Annotated in this window: 17 protein-coding genes; 3 read left to right on the top strand and 14 right to left on the bottom strand. The window is 47.8% G+C overall.

The window, feature by feature from the left end; all coding sequences use genetic code 11:
* Nucleotides 1-97 precede the first annotated feature (97 nt).
* From ACOI06_RS09895 to ACOI06_RS09885, 3 genes are all read right to left on the bottom strand, one after another.
* On the bottom strand, nucleotides 98-1,471 hold the full coding sequence (locus ACOI06_RS09895; RefSeq protein ID WP_420662408.1) for a hypothetical protein: 1,374 nt from the start codon (nucleotides 1,469-1,471) through the stop codon (nucleotides 98-100).
* Nucleotides 1,472-1,479: 8 nt separating this feature from the next.
* Complete coding sequence (locus ACOI06_RS09890; RefSeq protein WP_420662407.1) at nucleotides 1,480-2,139, bottom strand: ATP-binding protein; 660 nt, start codon at nucleotides 2,137-2,139, stop codon at nucleotides 1,480-1,482.
* A gap of 362 nt (nucleotides 2,140-2,501) precedes the next feature.
* On the bottom strand, nucleotides 2,502-2,714 hold the full coding sequence (locus ACOI06_RS09885; protein ID WP_420662406.1) for a heavy-metal-associated domain-containing protein: 213 nt from the start codon (nucleotides 2,712-2,714) through the stop codon (nucleotides 2,502-2,504).
* Nucleotides 2,715-3,017: 303 nt separating this feature from the next.
* On the opposite strand from ACOI06_RS09885, the gene ACOI06_RS09880 reads away from it, so the two are divergent.
* Together ACOI06_RS09880 and ACOI06_RS09875 are read left to right on the top strand one after the other, a co-directional pair.
* Complete coding sequence (locus ACOI06_RS09880; RefSeq protein WP_420662405.1) at nucleotides 3,018-3,995, top strand: homoserine kinase; 978 nt, start codon at nucleotides 3,018-3,020, stop codon at nucleotides 3,993-3,995.
* Nucleotides 3,995-4,786 (top strand): BPSS1780 family membrane protein, encoded by a 792-nt coding sequence (locus tag ACOI06_RS09875; protein WP_420662403.1) that lies wholly within the window; start codon nucleotides 3,995-3,997, stop codon nucleotides 4,784-4,786. Before ACOI06_RS09880 ends, ACOI06_RS09875 begins: the two co-directional genes overlap by 1 nt.
* A gap of 218 nt (nucleotides 4,787-5,004) precedes the next feature.
* Here ACOI06_RS09875 and ACOI06_RS09870 read toward each other — a convergent pair whose 3' ends face one another.
* Entirely contained in the window at nucleotides 5,005-6,009 is a 1,005-nt protein-coding gene (locus ACOI06_RS09870; RefSeq protein ID WP_420662402.1) for a Bug family tripartite tricarboxylate transporter substrate binding protein, read from the bottom strand.
* A gap of 142 nt (nucleotides 6,010-6,151) precedes the next feature.
* Here ACOI06_RS09870 and ACOI06_RS09865 point away from each other — a divergent pair, with 142 nt between their 5' ends.
* On the top strand, nucleotides 6,152-6,970 hold the full coding sequence (locus ACOI06_RS09865; RefSeq protein WP_420662401.1) for an IclR family transcriptional regulator: 819 nt from the start codon (nucleotides 6,152-6,154) through the stop codon (nucleotides 6,968-6,970).
* Here ACOI06_RS09865 and ACOI06_RS09860 read toward each other — a convergent pair.
* The 10 genes from ACOI06_RS09860 to ACOI06_RS09815 all read right to left on the bottom strand — a co-directional run bounded on the left by ACOI06_RS09860 (nucleotide 6,967) and on the right by ACOI06_RS09815 (nucleotide 17,932).
* Nucleotides 6,967-7,743 carry an enoyl-CoA hydratase/isomerase family protein gene (locus ACOI06_RS09860; RefSeq protein ID WP_420662400.1) on the bottom strand — a complete coding sequence of 259 codons (777 nt, stop codon included), beginning with the start codon at nucleotides 7,741-7,743 and terminating at the stop codon, nucleotides 6,967-6,969. The genes ACOI06_RS09865 and ACOI06_RS09860 overlap by 4 nt on opposite strands.
* A 28-nt stretch (nucleotides 7,744-7,771) precedes the next feature.
* Entirely contained in the window at nucleotides 7,772-9,874 is a 2,103-nt protein-coding gene (locus tag ACOI06_RS09855; protein ID WP_420662399.1) for an acetate--CoA ligase family protein, read from the bottom strand.
* A 30-nt stretch (nucleotides 9,875-9,904) separates the two neighbouring features.
* Nucleotides 9,905-10,885 (bottom strand): tripartite tricarboxylate transporter substrate binding protein, encoded by a 981-nt coding sequence (locus tag ACOI06_RS09850; protein WP_420662398.1) that lies wholly within the window; start codon nucleotides 10,883-10,885, stop codon nucleotides 9,905-9,907.
* A 190-nt stretch (nucleotides 10,886-11,075) separates the two neighbouring features.
* Nucleotides 11,076-11,468 (bottom strand): DUF192 domain-containing protein, encoded by a 393-nt coding sequence (locus tag ACOI06_RS09845; RefSeq protein WP_420662397.1) that lies wholly within the window; start codon nucleotides 11,466-11,468, stop codon nucleotides 11,076-11,078.
* Nucleotides 11,455-12,318, bottom strand: coding sequence for a type II secretion system F family protein (locus tag ACOI06_RS09840; protein WP_420662396.1), 864 nt, complete (start codon nucleotides 12,316-12,318; stop codon nucleotides 11,455-11,457). Before ACOI06_RS09840 ends, ACOI06_RS09845 begins: the two co-directional genes overlap by 14 nt.
* 23 nt (nucleotides 12,319-12,341) lie before the next feature.
* The gene (locus tag ACOI06_RS09835; RefSeq protein WP_420662395.1) at nucleotides 12,342-13,202 is read right to left on the bottom strand and encodes a type II secretion system F family protein; all 861 of its coding nucleotides are present in this window, start codon (nucleotides 13,200-13,202) and stop codon (nucleotides 12,342-12,344) included.
* A 2-nt stretch (nucleotides 13,203-13,204) separates the two neighbouring features.
* Nucleotides 13,205-14,842: an ATPase, T2SS/T4P/T4SS family gene (locus ACOI06_RS09830; protein ID WP_420662394.1), complete on the bottom strand. Its 1,638-nt coding sequence runs from the start codon at nucleotides 14,840-14,842 to the stop codon at nucleotides 13,205-13,207.
* Nucleotides 14,839-16,353 carry a type II and III secretion system protein family protein gene (locus ACOI06_RS09825; RefSeq protein ID WP_420662393.1) on the bottom strand — a complete coding sequence of 505 codons (1,515 nt, stop codon included), beginning with the start codon at nucleotides 16,351-16,353 and terminating at the stop codon, nucleotides 14,839-14,841. Before ACOI06_RS09825 ends, ACOI06_RS09830 begins: the two co-directional genes overlap by 4 nt.
* Before the next feature lie 32 nt (nucleotides 16,354-16,385).
* Complete coding sequence (gene cpaB, locus ACOI06_RS09820; protein ID WP_420662392.1) at nucleotides 16,386-17,228, bottom strand: Flp pilus assembly protein CpaB; 843 nt, start codon at nucleotides 17,226-17,228, stop codon at nucleotides 16,386-16,388.
* Between the two features lie 14 nt (nucleotides 17,229-17,242).
* Nucleotides 17,243-17,932 (bottom strand): hypothetical protein, encoded by a 690-nt coding sequence (locus ACOI06_RS09815; RefSeq protein WP_420662391.1) that lies wholly within the window; start codon nucleotides 17,930-17,932, stop codon nucleotides 17,243-17,245.
* Between the last annotated feature and the right edge of the window lie 18 nt (nucleotides 17,933-17,950).

Below are 17,950 nucleotides of genomic sequence, written 5' to 3'. Positions count from 1 at the left end.
CGGATCACGCTGGGACTTGGTCATAGATCAAGTCCCAGTTGTACACATTACGCCTGTGAATGGCAGCTACAAATGAGCGCTCCAAATGGCGATTACATTAAATACCTAATTTCTGGAAAAAAATCTCACTGCGCTTCTTTGCATCTTGCAGCACCTTATCCCAACTGATCACTTCCACATAGAGATTAATATTCCCCACCCACTGAAACCAGCCAAGTCGGTCAGGCATGTGCGTAAAGTTTTTTTCACGATCAAGCCACGTTTCGGCTTTGCTTGTCAGATCACACACAACGTAGCCATAGATCGGTGTGTTGTCCGAAATTAAAATCTTGCGACCTTCGGGAGTCTTGTATTTGCCATCTCGAATATCGTTCACATAGCGCACGATTTGTTGGACAGGTTCTTCTCGAGAAGATGGATTCACAAAAGCATCACACTGCGGCTTTTTAAACTCGAAGATCGTCATGGGGTTACTGACTTCGTTATCACCTCGGAACAGAACCCGTTTGTTATAGACCAGCAGATCTGGGCGATCAGTATTCGCACCGTTAAGTGGCCGATCAGAGCAAACATACGTTGTGAGATTTAGACGCTCATCAATAATCCAGAGGTTGTGATCCTGAAATGACGTGTTATCGGTATCGCCTTTGAGTGGAAAAATAATATCATGCACCACCCCTTCGCAGGCGTACCTACCAGATTCATTTATTTGAAGGCTTTTACCAAAAATTTCTAACACTTGTCGGCGTAATGCAACGTAGTGAATCAGATCGTTTTTGCTGGTGTCAGACATCTTATTGACGATATCGACCACGCATGCTTGGGAGATCTCGAAATTCACCTGTGTCATGAGCTTCGCTACATCGCGTTTGATAGCAAGTTCTTGTGCAAACTTCTCTTTTTGCAATCTGGTTTCAATCTCTTCGGGACTTGGATCATAAGGCATCAAGCTCAGATCAATCTTTCCGATGATGGTTTTGTGCCACGGCGCATACTCGTCGACATAAGACTGCACACGCTCTACTTTTTTCGCCTGTCGTACCGTAATGTCGACCCCCATCGCTTCACGAGCGATCGCAGCTGCTTTTTGTTCAATCTGAGCCTGCCCGATCCCGAGTAGAAGGTCATTTTCCATCTGAAACTCGAAACCACCGCGCTCCAATGAAACGTTGTTATCAAGATAAGAACCAAAAACATACGCTTTGACGATGTAATTGCGTACAGCCTCTATTTCGTTGTTGTGATCGTTTTCAAAAAACTCATCGACAAACTCTGGAATATATTTGTGAATTACTGATCCAGCGACTTCGCGCTTGTGTGCAACAAGGCTAATTCGGCTTTTTTGGTTTCGCGGTGAATAGAACTTAAAGACTCGCACCAAAAAAGTCTCTTGCGTATCTAACGCCTTGAGCGTAAAGGAATTGCGACCAATATCAAACTCTTGAATGACTGCTGACAGTTCGTTATTCACAAAATTATTCAAACAAATCGTGTCATGCCCATCTTGCTCAGAGAGAATAATTTCTGGCAAATGTAATTGTGTGTGATGAAATAAGGCAATAACCGTTCCACGAGACTGCGAGCGATGGTCGCTAACTTCTTGTCAAAGACTCGTCCCGTCTTTAAACTCTCGAGCGTGACCACCGTTCCTGTCTCCTGCTTATCGCTTAAGGTGACTTTTTCAGCGACGATGATCTCGTGCGTTTTTCCCATTGAAAAGCACCGATCTTTGAAGACATCACTATCCCGATATACGCTCTGAACATACACATTGTTGAAATATTTCAGACCAGTAAAACGACCAAACCCTTTACCACCTTCAGTAATTTTTAAATCGGTATAGAGCGTATCGAATGAGTTTCGCTGCGTATCATTAAAACCAATGCCGTTATCTATAATCTCGAAACCTGTGACCTGCGGCAAGCCTGTATCCAACTTAGTTTGAGTACTACGTCGCACACGAATCTGTATTTTTCCATCATGGCGTGCTGTCGCATCAATTGCCTGAATTGCATTCACAATCATCTCGACAACTGGCGTATATACGGTCGTGTTCGCTCGAATATTTTCGACAACACGCTTGATATTGATATGACTCAGGTCTATGTTGACACACAGGGCATCAAACTTGGCTTTCAAAGTTCTTGGTGGCACATGCACACCATCGCAGCAGCCTGATCGTGGCCGGGTCACCATTTCGAACACTATTTCCTGTCGGCGATCTGGTCAGCTTTTTGTGTATCAACACCCGAATTGCACAATTCTAACACTCGCACAAAAGAATCTCTTAGCTCTCATATTGAAACTTTAACCTCCCCAGCTCATCAAATCCAATCTGTAGGGCATAAAAACAATGAGGTATAAAAAATCCCGCTATCTTTAGAATCGATTAAAGCTCGACTTTAGAGACAGCGGGAATACTGTGGTTTTCACCAGAGCCTCGAGAGAGGTAAAACGAACAAAAGAGACACTTCTTGCAGCGCTTTAAACCCTTAAATGCTTTAAGCTTGTGCTTGCACCAGTGTCGAATCAAATCCGATATCGGACAGTGCTTGCGTCACGACATCAGGACCTTGGGTATCCAACCCCTCAATTTGCACCACGCGATCAGTCAGATCACACACCACATTCGCATCGGGCGACAGGGTGTGCACAGCTTTGGTGATGCTGGAGACACAATGATTACAACTCATATCTGGAACGTGAAATTTCATATGGATTCTCCGTTGAAATAAAACTTAAATAATGTTCGTTGTCGAAATGACGTAAAAATCACTGCAACGTCTTGCGCCGACATCATGTCTGCATCATAGCAACACTTTATATTTTAATAAGACAACTGCACATTTTTAGTCAGAAATTAACCAAAAATAGTAAATCAACCCGCGCAAACAGACGGATGTTCATGAAGACAGTCATTCGCTCCACCCAGTTGTGTGACCGAGTAGTCTACAATCATAAGACCCGTGGCAAAACGTCCACATACGATCAACAGTTTTTTCGTCGAATACACAATAATGGCTGTTTTTACTCCTGTTAGCGAGGCCGACGCCCGCGAACTTTTGTCTCACTATGATCTCGGAGAACTGATCAGTCTCACAGGCATTTCAGCCGGCATTGAAAACTCCAACTTTTTTCTGAATACAACCCAGGGAAATTTTGTACTCACGCTCTTTGAAGTGCTGACGTTTGAGCAATTGCCGTTTTATGTCGAACTGATGTTTCATTTGGCCAATCATGGTGTGGCGGTACCTATGCCACAAACCCGTCACGATGACAAACGTCTAGGCATGCTCAATGGCAAACCTTGCATCATTGCGACTCGATTACCCGGCCAATGGGTGGCTGCACCAACTGCTCAACATTGTGAAATTGCCGCTTATACGCAAGCCCGTATCCATCTCGCCGCAAAAGACTTCACCATTCATCAGCCTAATTTGCGCGGATTACCTTGGTGGGAAGAAACCGTCCCAAAAGTGTTGCCTTTCTTAAATGATGCGCAACGCACACTATTAGAGAACACATTGGCTGAGCAAATTCGCCTGACACAAAACGGGGCCTATGCCGATTTACCCAGCGGCCCAGCACATTGTGATTTCTTTCGAGACAACGTGCTTTTTACAGGGACTGAAACAGAGCCTGTCATGGGCGGCGTCATTGATTTTTATTTTGCGGGTGTCGACACATGGTTGTTTGACGTCGCAGTGGCTGTGAATGACTGGTGCATTGATCTGAAAACAGGTGTTTTGGATCCTATTCGTGTTCATGCCTGGTTGCGCGGCTATAAGAAATTACGTCCATTCACAACGCAAGAAGCAACCCTGTGGCCTTCCGTCTTACAAGCAGCCGCACTGAGATTTTGGATTTCACGCCTGAATGATTTTCATTTTCCGCGTGAAGCACAATCACTCAAGCCACACGACCCCACGCATTTCGAGCGAATCTTGCACGAACGCGTGCATGGCGTCATTGAACCCTTGCTAGAGGCGAACTGATGCAAGCTCAACGACTACCGATACTAGCTGGCTGGCAATGGATCCGCATGGGTTGGATTCTGTTTCGCACGCAGCCAGCTGTGTTATTCACATGGACCATGATGATCAGCTTGGGATTAATCCTAGCCATGCTGATTGCCCCGATTGGACCCATGATTTTTATCACGCTGGTTCCAACGATCACTTTTTTGACTTTGACCGCCTGTCGTCGCATTCACAATGGCGAACGTCCAGTCTTTTCTGAATGGTTCAAACCTCTTAAAGAGAAAGCATTGTTTGGCAAACTACTTCGTTTAGGTGGTTTGTACATGGCCATTAGTTTGCTCGCAGCATTGGTGGCGTTCTTGCCATTTCATACTGAGCTCTCGATGGCTTTGCAATCCTTAGATGAGGCTCAAGATCTAACTCAGTTTAGCCAGATTCTGAATAAACCCGTGATGATCTTTACGGTGCTGTATTTCATTTTGGCTGCCTTGTTTTGGTACGCCCCTGTCCTTGTGGGTTGGCACGGAATTGCAGTGACTCGCTCATTGTTTTATAGCGCAGTGGCTTGCTGGCGCAACAAATGGTCATTGGCGCTATACGCGCTCATCTGGTTTGGAATTTTCAATGCAGTCGATGTCATTTTTGGTGTCATCGCCAATCTGGTGTCACTGCAAGTCGCTGCTGTCTTACAGGTACCCGCCAACTTGTTTGTTGCCAGCGTGCTGTACTGCAGTTTCTATCCGACTTACATCACAGTTTTTCGAAGCATTCGCAAACAAGACATTGACAACGAAAACGATGAATAACCTCCACTCTAATCTGCCTTAAATGAGTTCAGGCTGGAACTTACCGCTTCACAGTTAAGAGCGTGATACGTAGTTAGCGCCTCACGGCAAACTCACAACTCCGCTGATGATTGCGGTTTGGTTCTTGCTTTATTCTGCTCGAAAACAGTTTCTGCCTCGACTTTTGACCCCCACCTAAACCATAGGATTTCAGGTGGGGGTGTGCGCAGAAAACTTAATTAATTAATTTTGACACCTGCTGCATCTGCAACTTCTTTCCAAGTTTGGAGTTCTTTTTTAACAAACTCCGTAAATTCCTCTTTGGACATATTTCCGGGTGTCGATGCTCGGCTTTCAAACTGGGCAATGACTTCCGGATCTTTCAAAGCCTCAAGTGTTTCTTTTGCGATGAGGTCAATGATTGGCTCGGGTGTTCCTTTGGGAACCATCAGACCATTCCAAGAAGACACATTAAAGTCAGCCACACCAGCCTCAGCCATAGTGGGCACATCTGGCAAGTCTTTTAAGCGCTCTGGTGCGGCAACAGCCAAGGGTCGCACAAGCCCTGCACGAATTTGAGGCATCGTATTGGTTGCTGTTTTAAATCCACCCATCACAACACCGGCCAATACGTCTTGCATGGCTGGACCGCCGCCCTTATAAGGCACGTGCAAATAATCAATGCCTGTGCGCAACTTAAATAACTCAGAAGCCAAATGGGGTGAACCACCTGTTCCAGATGATGCCAGCGACAATTCGCCAGGATGTGCTTTCGCCCACTCAATCAATTCCTGCACGCTGTGAATGGGCACATCTTTGTTGACAACGAGTACGCTTGGAGAGGTCATCGTCATGGTGACAAAATCAAAATCTTTCAGCGTGTCATAGGGTAGTTTTTCATAAATGGCGGGGCCAATAGCCTGTGCCACAGTTGCCATTAGGAGTGTATAGCCATCCGGTTTTGAACGAGCCGCTTCTCCGGTTCCGATATTAGTTCCACCACCAGGTTTATTATCAATCACAACAGGCTGACCTAAACGCTCCTGCAATTTAGCACCCACCAAACGGGCAACGATATCGGTTGCGCCACCGGGGGCATACGCCACGATCATATGTACTGGACGTTCTGGATACTTGCCCACATCTGCTTTTTGAGCATTTGCTGTCGTTAATACACCTGCCATCGTCATAGCGACGCTGACACCGGTCAGTGCACGGACGGTTTTTTTCATAAGTGTTGTCATTACTATCTCCTACTTATTACGTAAAACGTTTAAAAACATAGGCTGATTGCCTATTACTTTCACCGCATGCTACATTCAGCGCATCACTGCGCCTAACAGTATTCGAGATGCGCTGTTACAGAACAAAAAAACCAAACAATGTATGGTTAGCCTCTTTCAACTCCAACCTCAAAAGCCACGTCGTTCACCAGAAAACCGTTCTTTAAAACGGGGCATTCAAATTCTGCGTGCATTTAATCCTGGTTGTGAATTTTTAGGAAATAGTGAACTCGCTGAAATAACCGGACTATCAAAACCGACCATATCCCGACTCACACAAACATTGGTCACAACCGGCATGTTGGAGTTCGATCCTTCGCAACGAGCTTACCGACTTTCGCCTGCTGTTTTAGGTCTCGCACACACCATGTGGACAGGATCCACTTTACTAACAATTGCCACACCTTTAATGACGAAATGGTCTGACACCCACCATTTGAATGTCGGTTTGGCCACAGCAGATGGTAGCGAGATGATTTACCTTGATTCAATTCGGTATCTTCCGGAAATCAGTCACCGCCGCATCGTTCGTGGTCAAAAGATCCCGATGCCCACCACGTCTTTGGGTCAAGCTTATTTAGCCGTTCTCGACAACACACAAAGAGACAACCTCATACAGCTTTTTCAAAAACGTTGGATGAACAAATGGTCTGAAATTTCCAAATGCCTCAATGACGCCATCGAAAAAGTTCAATCAGAAGGTTATTGTTACGCCAACTGGCTTCCTGGTGTGGTCGCCGTTTCGACACCAATTCTCATTAATCAAAGTATTTACGCATTGAATTGCAGCACAACGATCAATGAGCCCATTAATTTTGAAGCACTAAGTTTTCATAAACCATTATTAACACTTCGAAACCAGATCATTGCAAGCGTTCAACAAGAGATCAAAAACAAGCCTAAATTCATGCCACCCTATTAACGCCCCTTAAATTCTGGTGATCTTTTTTCACGAAATGACGCAACACCCTCTTGAAAATCCTCTGTGGTTCTCATCAGAGGTTGAATAAAAGCCTCGTAATTTAGAAAACTGTCCAAAGCGGGTTCTTGTGACCATTGCAATAGTTTCTTAGACATCGCAACTGACAGGGTTGGCATCGCCGCATACTTTTCTGCCAAAGCATCTACACTTTGTTTTAACAATGCTTCAGGCACCACCTCAGTCACCAAGTCCAAAGCCAGTGCCTCCTGCGCACCCACGAACCGACCCGAGTACAACAGATCACGAGCTTTCATCGGTGAAACAGCACGACTCAGCATATACGCACTGCCCGTATCGGGTGCTAGGCCACGGCGACTAAAAATAGTCGAGAACCGTGCACTTTCACTCGCAATCACAAAGTCGCACGCCAAAACAAGTGAAAAACCCATACCAACAGCAGCACCCTGTACAGCAGCAATGACAGGTTTCTCTAAGCGATAAAGACTTTTAATCAAACCATGGCTGTGGAGCAAAATCCGTTTACGATCATCAAAACTACTGAGTTTGCCCATTTGACTCACATCACCACCAGCACAGAAGGTATCCCCCGCCGCTTCCAAAACAACAGCTCGCACGGATGTATCTTCATTGACCTGATCAAAAAGCCTGATCAACTCTGAACGCATGGTCGCGCTCACTGTATTTTTTTGTTCTGGACGATTTAGCGTAATGCGTGCAATGGCATCTGTCTGACTGTAAATAACCTCTGACATGTCTCCCCTCTTTCTTTTAGACTCAACATTATTTCAACAAAACCAAGCCATCGGCTGCAAACACGCCTTGACCCTGCGGCAGCACGAACAACGGATTAATTTCAGCCTCAAGCAATCGATCATCGAACTGCGCCACAAAAACTGAAAAATCAACGATGACCTGTGTCAGTGCGTCAATATCGACACCAACCTGATTTCTGTATCCTTGGAGCAAAGGCCAAATCGTGAGCTTTTTGAGCATAACTAAAGCTTGCGATTGGGTCAGAGCCTGTAGCTGACCGTTCTGATGGCGATTTAAAACTCGCATCGCTGTATCGTTAAAAAGCTCTGCAGTTACCCCACCCATGCCAACTAAAACCACAGTGCCTAAAGGCTCACGGTAGGAGCCTAAGATGATCTCTACGCCAGCATCGATCATTTTTTGCACAAGAAACTGCTGTGCATTTTTTGGAGTGTTCTTCTCCAAAGTGCTTGCCATTCGAGTATACGAATCCTGCATTTTTTCTGGAACGATCCCGACCTCGACGCCCCCAATTTCACTTTTGTGGGCCACTTGTGAAGACAACACTTTCAAAACAACCCGAGGTCCTAGCGCATGTGCCGCCTCGATGGCTTGTTCCACATTCGAGACAATACGCTCGGGTACAGCGGGGATTCCAAACTGGCTAAACAGGGACTTAGATTGCGCCTCATCCAAAAGTCCTGATACTGCATATTCATCTGTAAGGTTTTGGTGTACGACTGGCTGCGATTCATCCGACGGTGTTGTCTGATGTGCTTTCCAAAGTGCCTGCAATGCCACAGCGCAACCAAATGCCGTCGTAAACGCGGGCACACCCATGTTGGTCAAACGTCGTGCGATATCCGGTGCATGCGGACTGACATAGGCCATAACCGGCTTATCGGATTCAGGCAAGCAGGCACCTATCGCATCAACCATCAAATCAGGCATGGTCAAGCCCGATGCGCCGACAATAATGACCAAAGCATCATAAGACGAACTCTGTAACAAGGTTTGAATCGTATTTCGTAAAAGCGTGGGTTTTAAACCAGCCAACGTGACATCAATCGGATTGCGATCCAAAACGGTTTCCGGACCGATCTGCAAACTGCGCAAACGAATAGATGTTTCCTCCTCAGGTGCTGGGGTGCTTAAACCTAGGACACCCAGTTCATCAGACACCAATGTGCCGGCACCACCAGTTGAGGTCAAAATTGCGACACGGTTACCCGCCATGTTCCGGGTGGTCGCAAGTGCTGCGCTCACACCCAGCAAATCATCAATATCATTGACGCGAATGACACCAATCTGCTCAAAAAACACATCATAGAGACGATCACTGCCCGCCATCGCACCCGTATGCGAAACCGCTGCCTGCGCACCAGCTTCTGAACGGCCAATCTTAAAGACCACAACGGGTTTACCATTCGCTTGTGCTTTTTCACAGGCGCGCCTGAACTTATCAGGATGACGGATTGCTTCAATGTAGAGCGCAATGACTTTCGTATTCGGATCTTGAGCCAAGTACTCAATAAAATCAGAGAGTTCTAAATCAGCCTCGTTACCAGACGAGACCAACGTCGACAAACCAATTCCGCGTGCCACGGCTCTCGATAGCAACGCACCAACGATGCCACCACTTTGAGAAACCACACCGATTTGACCTTTGGGAAACTCGCTCAGTGCCAATGCACCTGAGGGGGACAGCACAATATCTTGTGTCAAGTTGATCAAGCCAATGGTGTTGGGTCCAAGGATACGCATTTCACCCGCAGCCTCGAGTAATTCCGTCTGTCTCTGTGCGCCAATTTCACCCGTTTCTGCATACCCGCTACCTAACACAATAGCGGCTGCACAACCCTTTTTTGCAAGATCCCGTAAAGCTTGAGGAACTCCATCCACCCCCAATAAAACGATCGCAACGTCCGGTGTCACAGGCAAAGATTCAATATCCGGATAACACGGCAAACCACCAATTTGGCTTGCACGTGGATTAATTGGCATGATCGTTCCTGAAAAACCATGTTGTTGAAGATAATAAACAGGTCTTCCCGATATCTTTTTGGGATCACTTGAAGCACCCACAACGGCGACATGTTTGGGGTTAATTAACTTCTGAATCGAATTCATTCGAGGTGGTTCCTATACGTGTTCACAAGCTTATTTGGCTTTGATATTGTTTTGTTTGATGAGATCGCCCCAACGTTTTTCTTCAGAACTGACATACTCGCCGAGTTCTTGTGGAGTGCTTGCCACCACTTTTAGACCTTCTGATTGCAAGCGGCCTGAAAAGTCTGGCGAGTGGGCCGCTTTGACGGCTGCTTCGTTCAAACGCATCACAACGTTCTTGGGCGTTGCGGCCGGAACATGGAGCCCATACCAGCTATCGACGCGGTAATTCGGCACAACATCGCCAATCGGACGCACATCCGGAAATGCAGCCGAGGGCTCAGCTGTTGTCACACCCAGAAAGCGCAACTTTCCACCATTTGCAAAGTTGGAAGCAGTGGCCGCTGTCGCAAACATCATATCCACATGGCCTCCTAAAAGATCAGTCATGGCGGGACCCGCACCGCGATACGGCACATGCACCAAATTCACATTAGCTAAATTTGCGAACATTTCCCCTGCCAGATGCGCCGATGTACCAACACCTTGCGAGGCATACGTTAGTTTTTCAGGTTCTTTTTTGGCAGCTTCTAAGAGTGCTTCCAATGACTCGTAAGGACTGTTTTCATTAACGACAAGTACGTTCGGTCCACGAGCGATCAACATCACCGGTGCCAGGGCATCGTTACTGCCATAAGGCAAACTCTCTTGTAAAGAAGGGTTCACCGCGTGTGCAAAAGAAGAGACCACCACAGTATGGCCATCGGGCGCACTGCGCGCTACCTCATTGGTCGCGATCATCGTGCCACCACCTGGTTTGTTTTCGACAACAACGGGTTGGCCGAGTTCTTTCGCCATCTCTTGCCCCAAACCACGGGCGATCATGTCGGTTCCACCGCCCGGTGAAAACGGTACAAAAAGCTTCACAGGCTTATTCGGAAAGTCGGCTAACGCACTGCCCATGCCTGCACAAGACAATGTTAAAACGAGGACCGTGCATTTCACCGACTGAATTAAAAAATGTCGCACCATGATGTCTCTCCATTCTTTTTTAAATTGACCAATCTTTACTTTGAAAGATTCGTTTTATTCTAGATGGATTTTTATTTGAGAATCATTTTCAATTTCATTAGTTGAAATTATAAGTAAATCTTGCCTAAACAAAAATGACACACAAGGTACTGACAACTCACCAAACTCGCTCGCTAAATCTAGTGCACAACTAAACGGTGGATAAAGACAACGCTTTGCTCAATCGTTGCTTCTGAAACTCCAAGGCCTCATCGTTTGTTGTAGCCACCATTTCCACCACCGAATGGGCTTTGAAGCACCAGCGGATTTGGTTGGGCACCACATTGGGTTCTGAGTGAACAATCTGCCCTTGTCTATCCAAAAAGTGCAATGACAGCGCAAAACGCATCCCAAAGGTATGCACGATGCAGCACGGCTTAATCCACAACGCCTGATTCGGATCTAAACCATCGTGCTGTAAAAGCCCAATCAACCGATCCCACCATCGGGCTGTTTGTTTCAGTTGCAACGGTTCAGACGAAGATGCCTCTACGGAAGCATTATTTGGCTGATCATTTGTCGACGAAACTTCAAAGGATTTCATTCACACCTACCCAGATAGAAAAAGCCAGCACCAGAAAAGTACTGGGAAAGAAACACAAGATCAGTGGCAGCAACATTTTCATTGGCGCTTGTGCAGCCCGTCGTTCGGCACTCAACAACTGCTCTGTGCGCAGCTGTTTAGCTTGTGATTGCAATCCGGGTGCTAAGGCAGCTCCGGTTTTTTCTGCTTGAATCATGGCCACACATAAACGCTGCAACGACATTTGTTCACTCTTATGCAACAAGCGCGTTAACGCTTGGGTACGTGTACTGCCGGCACGCACATCAAACAACCAGTCTCGCCATAAAACACGCAACGGACCGTCATTCATGTAGCGCAACACCACGAGAAGCGCATTGTTAAAGCTCATCCCTGCAAACAAACACAAGCACAACAAATCTAAAAAACCAGGTAAATGATTGCCAATGTGACTGCTATAGGTGTGTCGTTTTTGTTGTATCCACTGCCCAATCAGAGCAAGCCCAACGAACGCTGCACATCCGGCAAAAAGAAACGAACCCGTCACGAGGAGCGTGCAGGTTGCACAACCCGTTGAGACGGCCAACCTCAACAACAACAAATCACTCACCTGCCAGCGAAACAAGCCAGCATGCTGCAACTTACGCTCGAGATGCATCCGTTGAGACCAGCTTGTAAACCTCAGCAACCGATCTCTAAAGCGCACTTTAGTCACAGACGTTGCACTTCCCTGCACGGCCACCCGTGAGGACAGATCCTCACTTCCTGAGGCCTTGTCTTTCATCGACAAAAGTGCAATCCACAACCACGCCACACCCACACCGGCAGTCAGCGCCAACACCCAAGGAAAGTAAGCCTCCAGAAGATTCATCGTGTCAAATCCAGCCGCTGCGTTTAACCATGGGCCACCGCCTTAGCAATTCGGCGCAACCAATACAAACCAAGCCCTTCCAAACCAAATAAGACTCCGAGCAACAGATGCCCCATAGAAGTATCCATCACAGCAGGCCAAAACTTGTCATCCATTTGTCCCAACACCACCATCAAGCCGATGGGCAAACAACCCATCACCCACGCCTGCATCCAACCCTGAGCCATTAATGCTCGCGCGCGTTGTTGAACTTGAAACGAAGACACTAGGCTACTTGCGGTTTGTGCCAGCATATCGGCCATCGGACCTCCCGTCTGAATAGCTACCATGAGTGTTGCGCCCACGGCCCGCACACCATCGCAAGGCATTCTCACCATGAGATGCTGCAGTGCGTTTTCTAAACCCACACCCAGTCGAATTTCACGGGCGACCACGGAGAACTCTTGCGCCAGTGGAGTGGGTGCATACTGCACCAGCATTTGCAGGCCTGATACCAGACTCGTCCCAGCTGCCATGGACGAAGCCAGTGACTGCAAGGCATCAGGCAATTGATTTTCAAAGAGTTTCAAACGTCGAGTTTTGGCATACCGAATCAAGACGCTAGGCGTTGTCAGACAAATCGCGCTCAAGAACGTAGCAACAAACAATCCTGCACCAAACCAAATCGACAACAGAAAAACAGTCACCCCCAACCAGATCATCACTGGCCACAACAAACTGACATCGAGAAACAAATACAAATCTCGTAAACCATGACGCGCATCATGTGTGTAACGAGCTTGATAGCGTTGCATCGCCACCATGCAACTGCGTTGCAGACTCCAAGTGAGTAATCCCATGGAAACACCTGAGCCCGACAAAATGGCCATTCTGTACAGATCCATGTTCAGCCCATATCTATTTGGTCCGAAGGCATAAACCACTCAGGGTCAACTGGCACACCACGTTCACGCCAAGCTTCGGTAAAGGTTGCACTCACCCCCATCCAGCGCAACACGCGTTGACCTCGGTGATAACGCACGAGACTTTGCATCTGCACCGTCCCAGATTCCAACCCTGTGATTTCATCGACAGCCATTAAACGCCTTGTCCCGTCGGGCAAACGTGCAATTTGAACAATCAGTTGCACGGAGCGTGAAATCAACTCTCGGATTGCTTGCAATGGCAACTGTGCAGAGGCCATCAGCACCATCGTTTCTAGACGAGAAACCGCATCACGGGGACTATTGGCATGTAGCGTACTTAATGAACCTTCATGACCAGTGTTCATCGCACTCAGCATGTCTAGTGCTTCAGCACCTCGACACTCCCCGACGATGATGCGGTCAGGCCGCATACGCAGTGCATTTTTCACCAAATCACGGATTGTGATGTCGCCTCGCCCTTCGGCATTGGCTGGTCGAGCTTCCAAACTCAACACATGGGGATGGCCAATTCGCAATTCTGCCGCATCCTCGATCGTGATCAAGCGCTCATCCGATGGAATCTGACTCGCCAAGATATTGAGCAACGTGGTTTTACCGGACCCCGTTCCACCTGAAATCAGCAAACTCACCTTCTGCTCAATGCAACGACATAAAAATGCAGCCACGCAGGGTGTAATACATTCTCGCGCCTGCAAATCCTTCAGACTCAGTGGGTGAGCTGGAAACTTTCGGATGGTTACACAAGAACCCGACACACTAATCGGTGACAGCACTGCATTCACACGAGACCCATCAGGCAACCGAGCATCCACCATGGGACTGGCGTCATCAATGCGTCGCCCAATCGGAAAAATAATACGCTCAATCACAGAACGCACAGCCGCTTCACTTGAAAACACGGCATTGTGTAAACGCAGCTTGCCTTGCGATTCCACAAAAATCCGGTCATGTCGATTCACCATGATTTCACTAATCTCTGGGCTTTCCAATAAAGTTTGTAAAGGCCCATAACCCACGGCATCTGACACCACGGCACTGACCATCTGATCCTGACGCTGTGGACTGAGATCAAACGCATGCTGTGCGATCAAATCACGGACCAAACCTTCACAACGCTCCCGCAACACATCGTCTGGCAAATTGGCCAAGTCATGTTTACGCACATCCATCTGACGAACTAAGTTGGCGTGCAACATGGCTCTGAGTGACAAATCCGTATTCTGCCCATGTGATCCTTGCGAGCTTGACGAACCATCGCCTTCTTCAGTCGCAGATTCAAAGGAGGGTGTTTGACCAACTGCATGTATACGCATGCGGCAAGGCCCAAACACCACATCATCTGTGGGTAGCAGGGGGAAATGCTGTGCCACACGCACGCCATTAACTCTTGTCCCACCCAAACGTCCCAGATCTTCGATCTGTAAGAAATCACCTAAAAGCTGAATCTTGAGATGTTGACGCCCTACTCGCCAATGAATCACCCTTAAAGTGCAGCTGGGGTCGCGACCAATTGTGCAAGGCAGTTGTGCACGTTCAATCACCTGTGTGCCATCTTCAAAATCAAGATGCAATTCAATGGATGTGCAAGACGTCGTCATTGTGGAGGTGCCGCAGTATGTTGCCATTGAGAAGGCAGTGTCAAAGGGGTAAACATTTCCCAGCCATTGCTTTCATCTGGATCGTATCGATCTGAGCCACTCGAGCGATCCAGAGACTGTGTGAGACGCCGTTGTTCAAATACGGCTGCATCCGCATAGGCACGTGCCTTACGAACCTGATCCTGCATCAATGGTTTTTGTGCATTCATAATCACGGGGGTCACTAAAATAACTAACTCCGTATGGTTCGACTGCTGTTGTTCCACGCCCGTCAGCTTGTCAAAAAACGCATGCTTCTTGGTTGGTGCACCCTGATAACCCATCGCATGTTCGCTTGACATAAAACCTGCGAGCACCACTGTCTCACCAGCACGCGCACTAAATTCTGTACTGGTTTTACGCATCCGCATGGCAGGTCCGGCAGCCGTCGTGATCGACGGGTCCACTGAACTCACCTCCACTTCCACATTGGCCACAATGCGTTCATCGAGCCCGATTTCCGGTGTGACGCTCAACGCCACCCCGTACTTTTTAAATTCTGTGTGGCCTCTACCTTTTTCATCGGTCATGGCATAAGGCACTTCACCACCTGCTAGAAACGTGGCCGCTTTACCCGTTCGGGTCGTTAATTGTGGTTGCGCCAGTAAAACCGCCTCACCCCGATCGGCCATGCTTTGTAAACGCGCCTGAATGGAACTTCCAAGACCCAACCACCCAACCGCTTGAGCACCACCCGACAGAATGCTGTCAACCCCATCGGCAAGTATTTGACCCGCATGCCAGGACACTCCAGTATCTAGCCCTGTGGTTTCACCCGACTGCCAACGAATTCCAAGCTCTTGAAGACGATGCCGGGGCAATTCAATCACCTGCACATCCATCATGACCATCGGGTCCCAGTTCATACTCGGTGTCATATCCAACACTTCCGGATAACGCCCCAGAATCCGCCCAATGCGTGCTCGCTGTGAACTACTCAGCGTCTCAGCTTCCAACACAATATGCTGACCTGAGCTACGAACCTTGACTGGTGAATTGTCACCGAGTAAGAATTGAATCTCCTCAAGAACTTGCTCTCGTCCTGCAGGCCGAACCTCGACTTGAAATGAACGTCGATGTCCCTTGTCATCCCAGACATCCACCGTAGTCGTGCCTGCCTGTTTGCCAAACAAAATCACTTCAGACGCATTGGCTGCATTGGCCTGCAACGTATGACTATTCCCTACAGCCACCTGACGAGCGTCGGCCAGTGTCAGAATGTGCGCATGCCCAACCTCCAGCACAATCGATGTTTGCTTCAACCCCACACTCAATTCAGACTTTGCAGAACGTGCAGTATGGGGTGGCGTACGGGCTGCAGCGTGTTGTGTGGTACCAGATGTGATCGGCGTAGAGACTGCCTGGGTCTGATTGATCAATTGCCCAGTCGATGCCGCTAGTGACAGCTCCGAAACACCAATCATCAAACAACCAACCACGCCCAACAAAACAGATTTTCGTAAAGCGGACACTCTGTACTCAAAAATCAGGCAACGCCTTTGAATCATGGTTGCGGCTGCCTTGGTCCAGTCGCCATATCCGCATAGATAATATCTGGCATACGGATTTGCTCAAATGAATCTTCAATCCCGGCATAACCTGCGAGATGATTGGCTTCAGGCACCACATTAGACTTGTGCTGCTGAACTGACATCTGAACCGCCGTTAACACCCCATCATGTTGCGCAGCAATCAACTTAGCAGCCTGTTGCGGCGACACACTGAGTGTCAGCACATCTTGTCCAGTAGCGCTTTGTTCGGTTCCACTCACACTGACAATTTTGAGCACCTCAATCGCACTCACAAGCAACGAAGTAATCCGACGCCCTTTGTGATCAAATGTGACATATAAATCAATCAGTTCACCGGGTTTTAATAAACCAGTGCTCGAGCTAATTTGCTCAACGGGCAAGGTAACCGCCCGTCGATCAGGTCCAAGCTGTTCAAGATACGCATGAGGATCGACGGCTTTTAAAACCGATCGATTCAATGGGGCACCCGCTGTGAGCTCGGTAGTCAGAGACAAACCAAGTACTTGATCCACATCATCTGGGCTTAAAGAATCCGGACCAAACCAAGATTCAGGCAATGCACGAATCGCCAAATGCTCCATGTCAATCACCGTGGCAGCAGGCAGCGTCTGGTTCACAACCAATTGTTCTCGCAGCACCTGTTCTTTTTCAGTCTCTGACGAACTGTGATTCGTCAAATACTGGTTGACGGCATAAATCGTCACCACAGCCAAAATGATAGGCGCTGCGAGCTTCGTCGCCCAGCGCTTAAATCCTGCAAACCCTTTTCGTTTGTAGGCTTGCGTACCAGTCGGTTTAGGTGTTGGAGTTTTCATAGAAAAATATGTCTTTATTTGTCCGTTGAAAATAAATCCCAATCATCCAAAAGTTGCGTCATCGCAGAAAAGCCTTGGCTGAGCTCACCCAATGGGGTCTTAAACGTTTCAGGCCCATGGTTTTCCATTTTGGTAATTTCACGATCGACCTCGAACAAAAGGTCTTCTATCTGGGCACGACCCTCTTCGTCATTTATCTGTGCTAAACCACTTTGAAGATTTTGGCGATAATGGCGCATAGTGGACAAAATCACAGCCTTCGGAACTATTTGAGAACCTGGTGGCCAGTTCTGAATTTGCCACGACTCGGCTTGCGATCCACCCAACAAAGACACACCCGTTTCATCGAACATCACATCCGTCAGATCGGTTTGTGCACTCAAAAACTGTGTAAGCCACGCGCCCCAAGGACGATCTAAACAAAAGACTTGAAATGTCACACATAAATGACCCACGGCGGCCGCCGTCTTTGCTTGCAAACATGGCACAAGCCCACCATGTCGCAATAGATTCGCAAAATCGCTCGCCTCGCACGTTCGACTGATTTCTAAAGCCAACTCTCGATCAAACGACAATCGCTGCATGTCATGTTCAATCGCATAAGCAGGCGACAAACCAATCCAAGGCATTAGCAGCAACCACCACTTCAGATGCCAATGACGTTTTATCTGTCTGAAAGCATTCTCATCCACGTGTAAAAACATCGATTTCATCCATAGATT

Origin of the sequence: Orrella sp. 11846, from assembly GCF_048820935.1 — a bacterium.
GTDB lineage: Bacteria > Pseudomonadota > Gammaproteobacteria > Burkholderiales > Burkholderiaceae_B > Algicoccus.
This window is presented reverse-complemented; position numbering and strand designations above follow the sequence as displayed.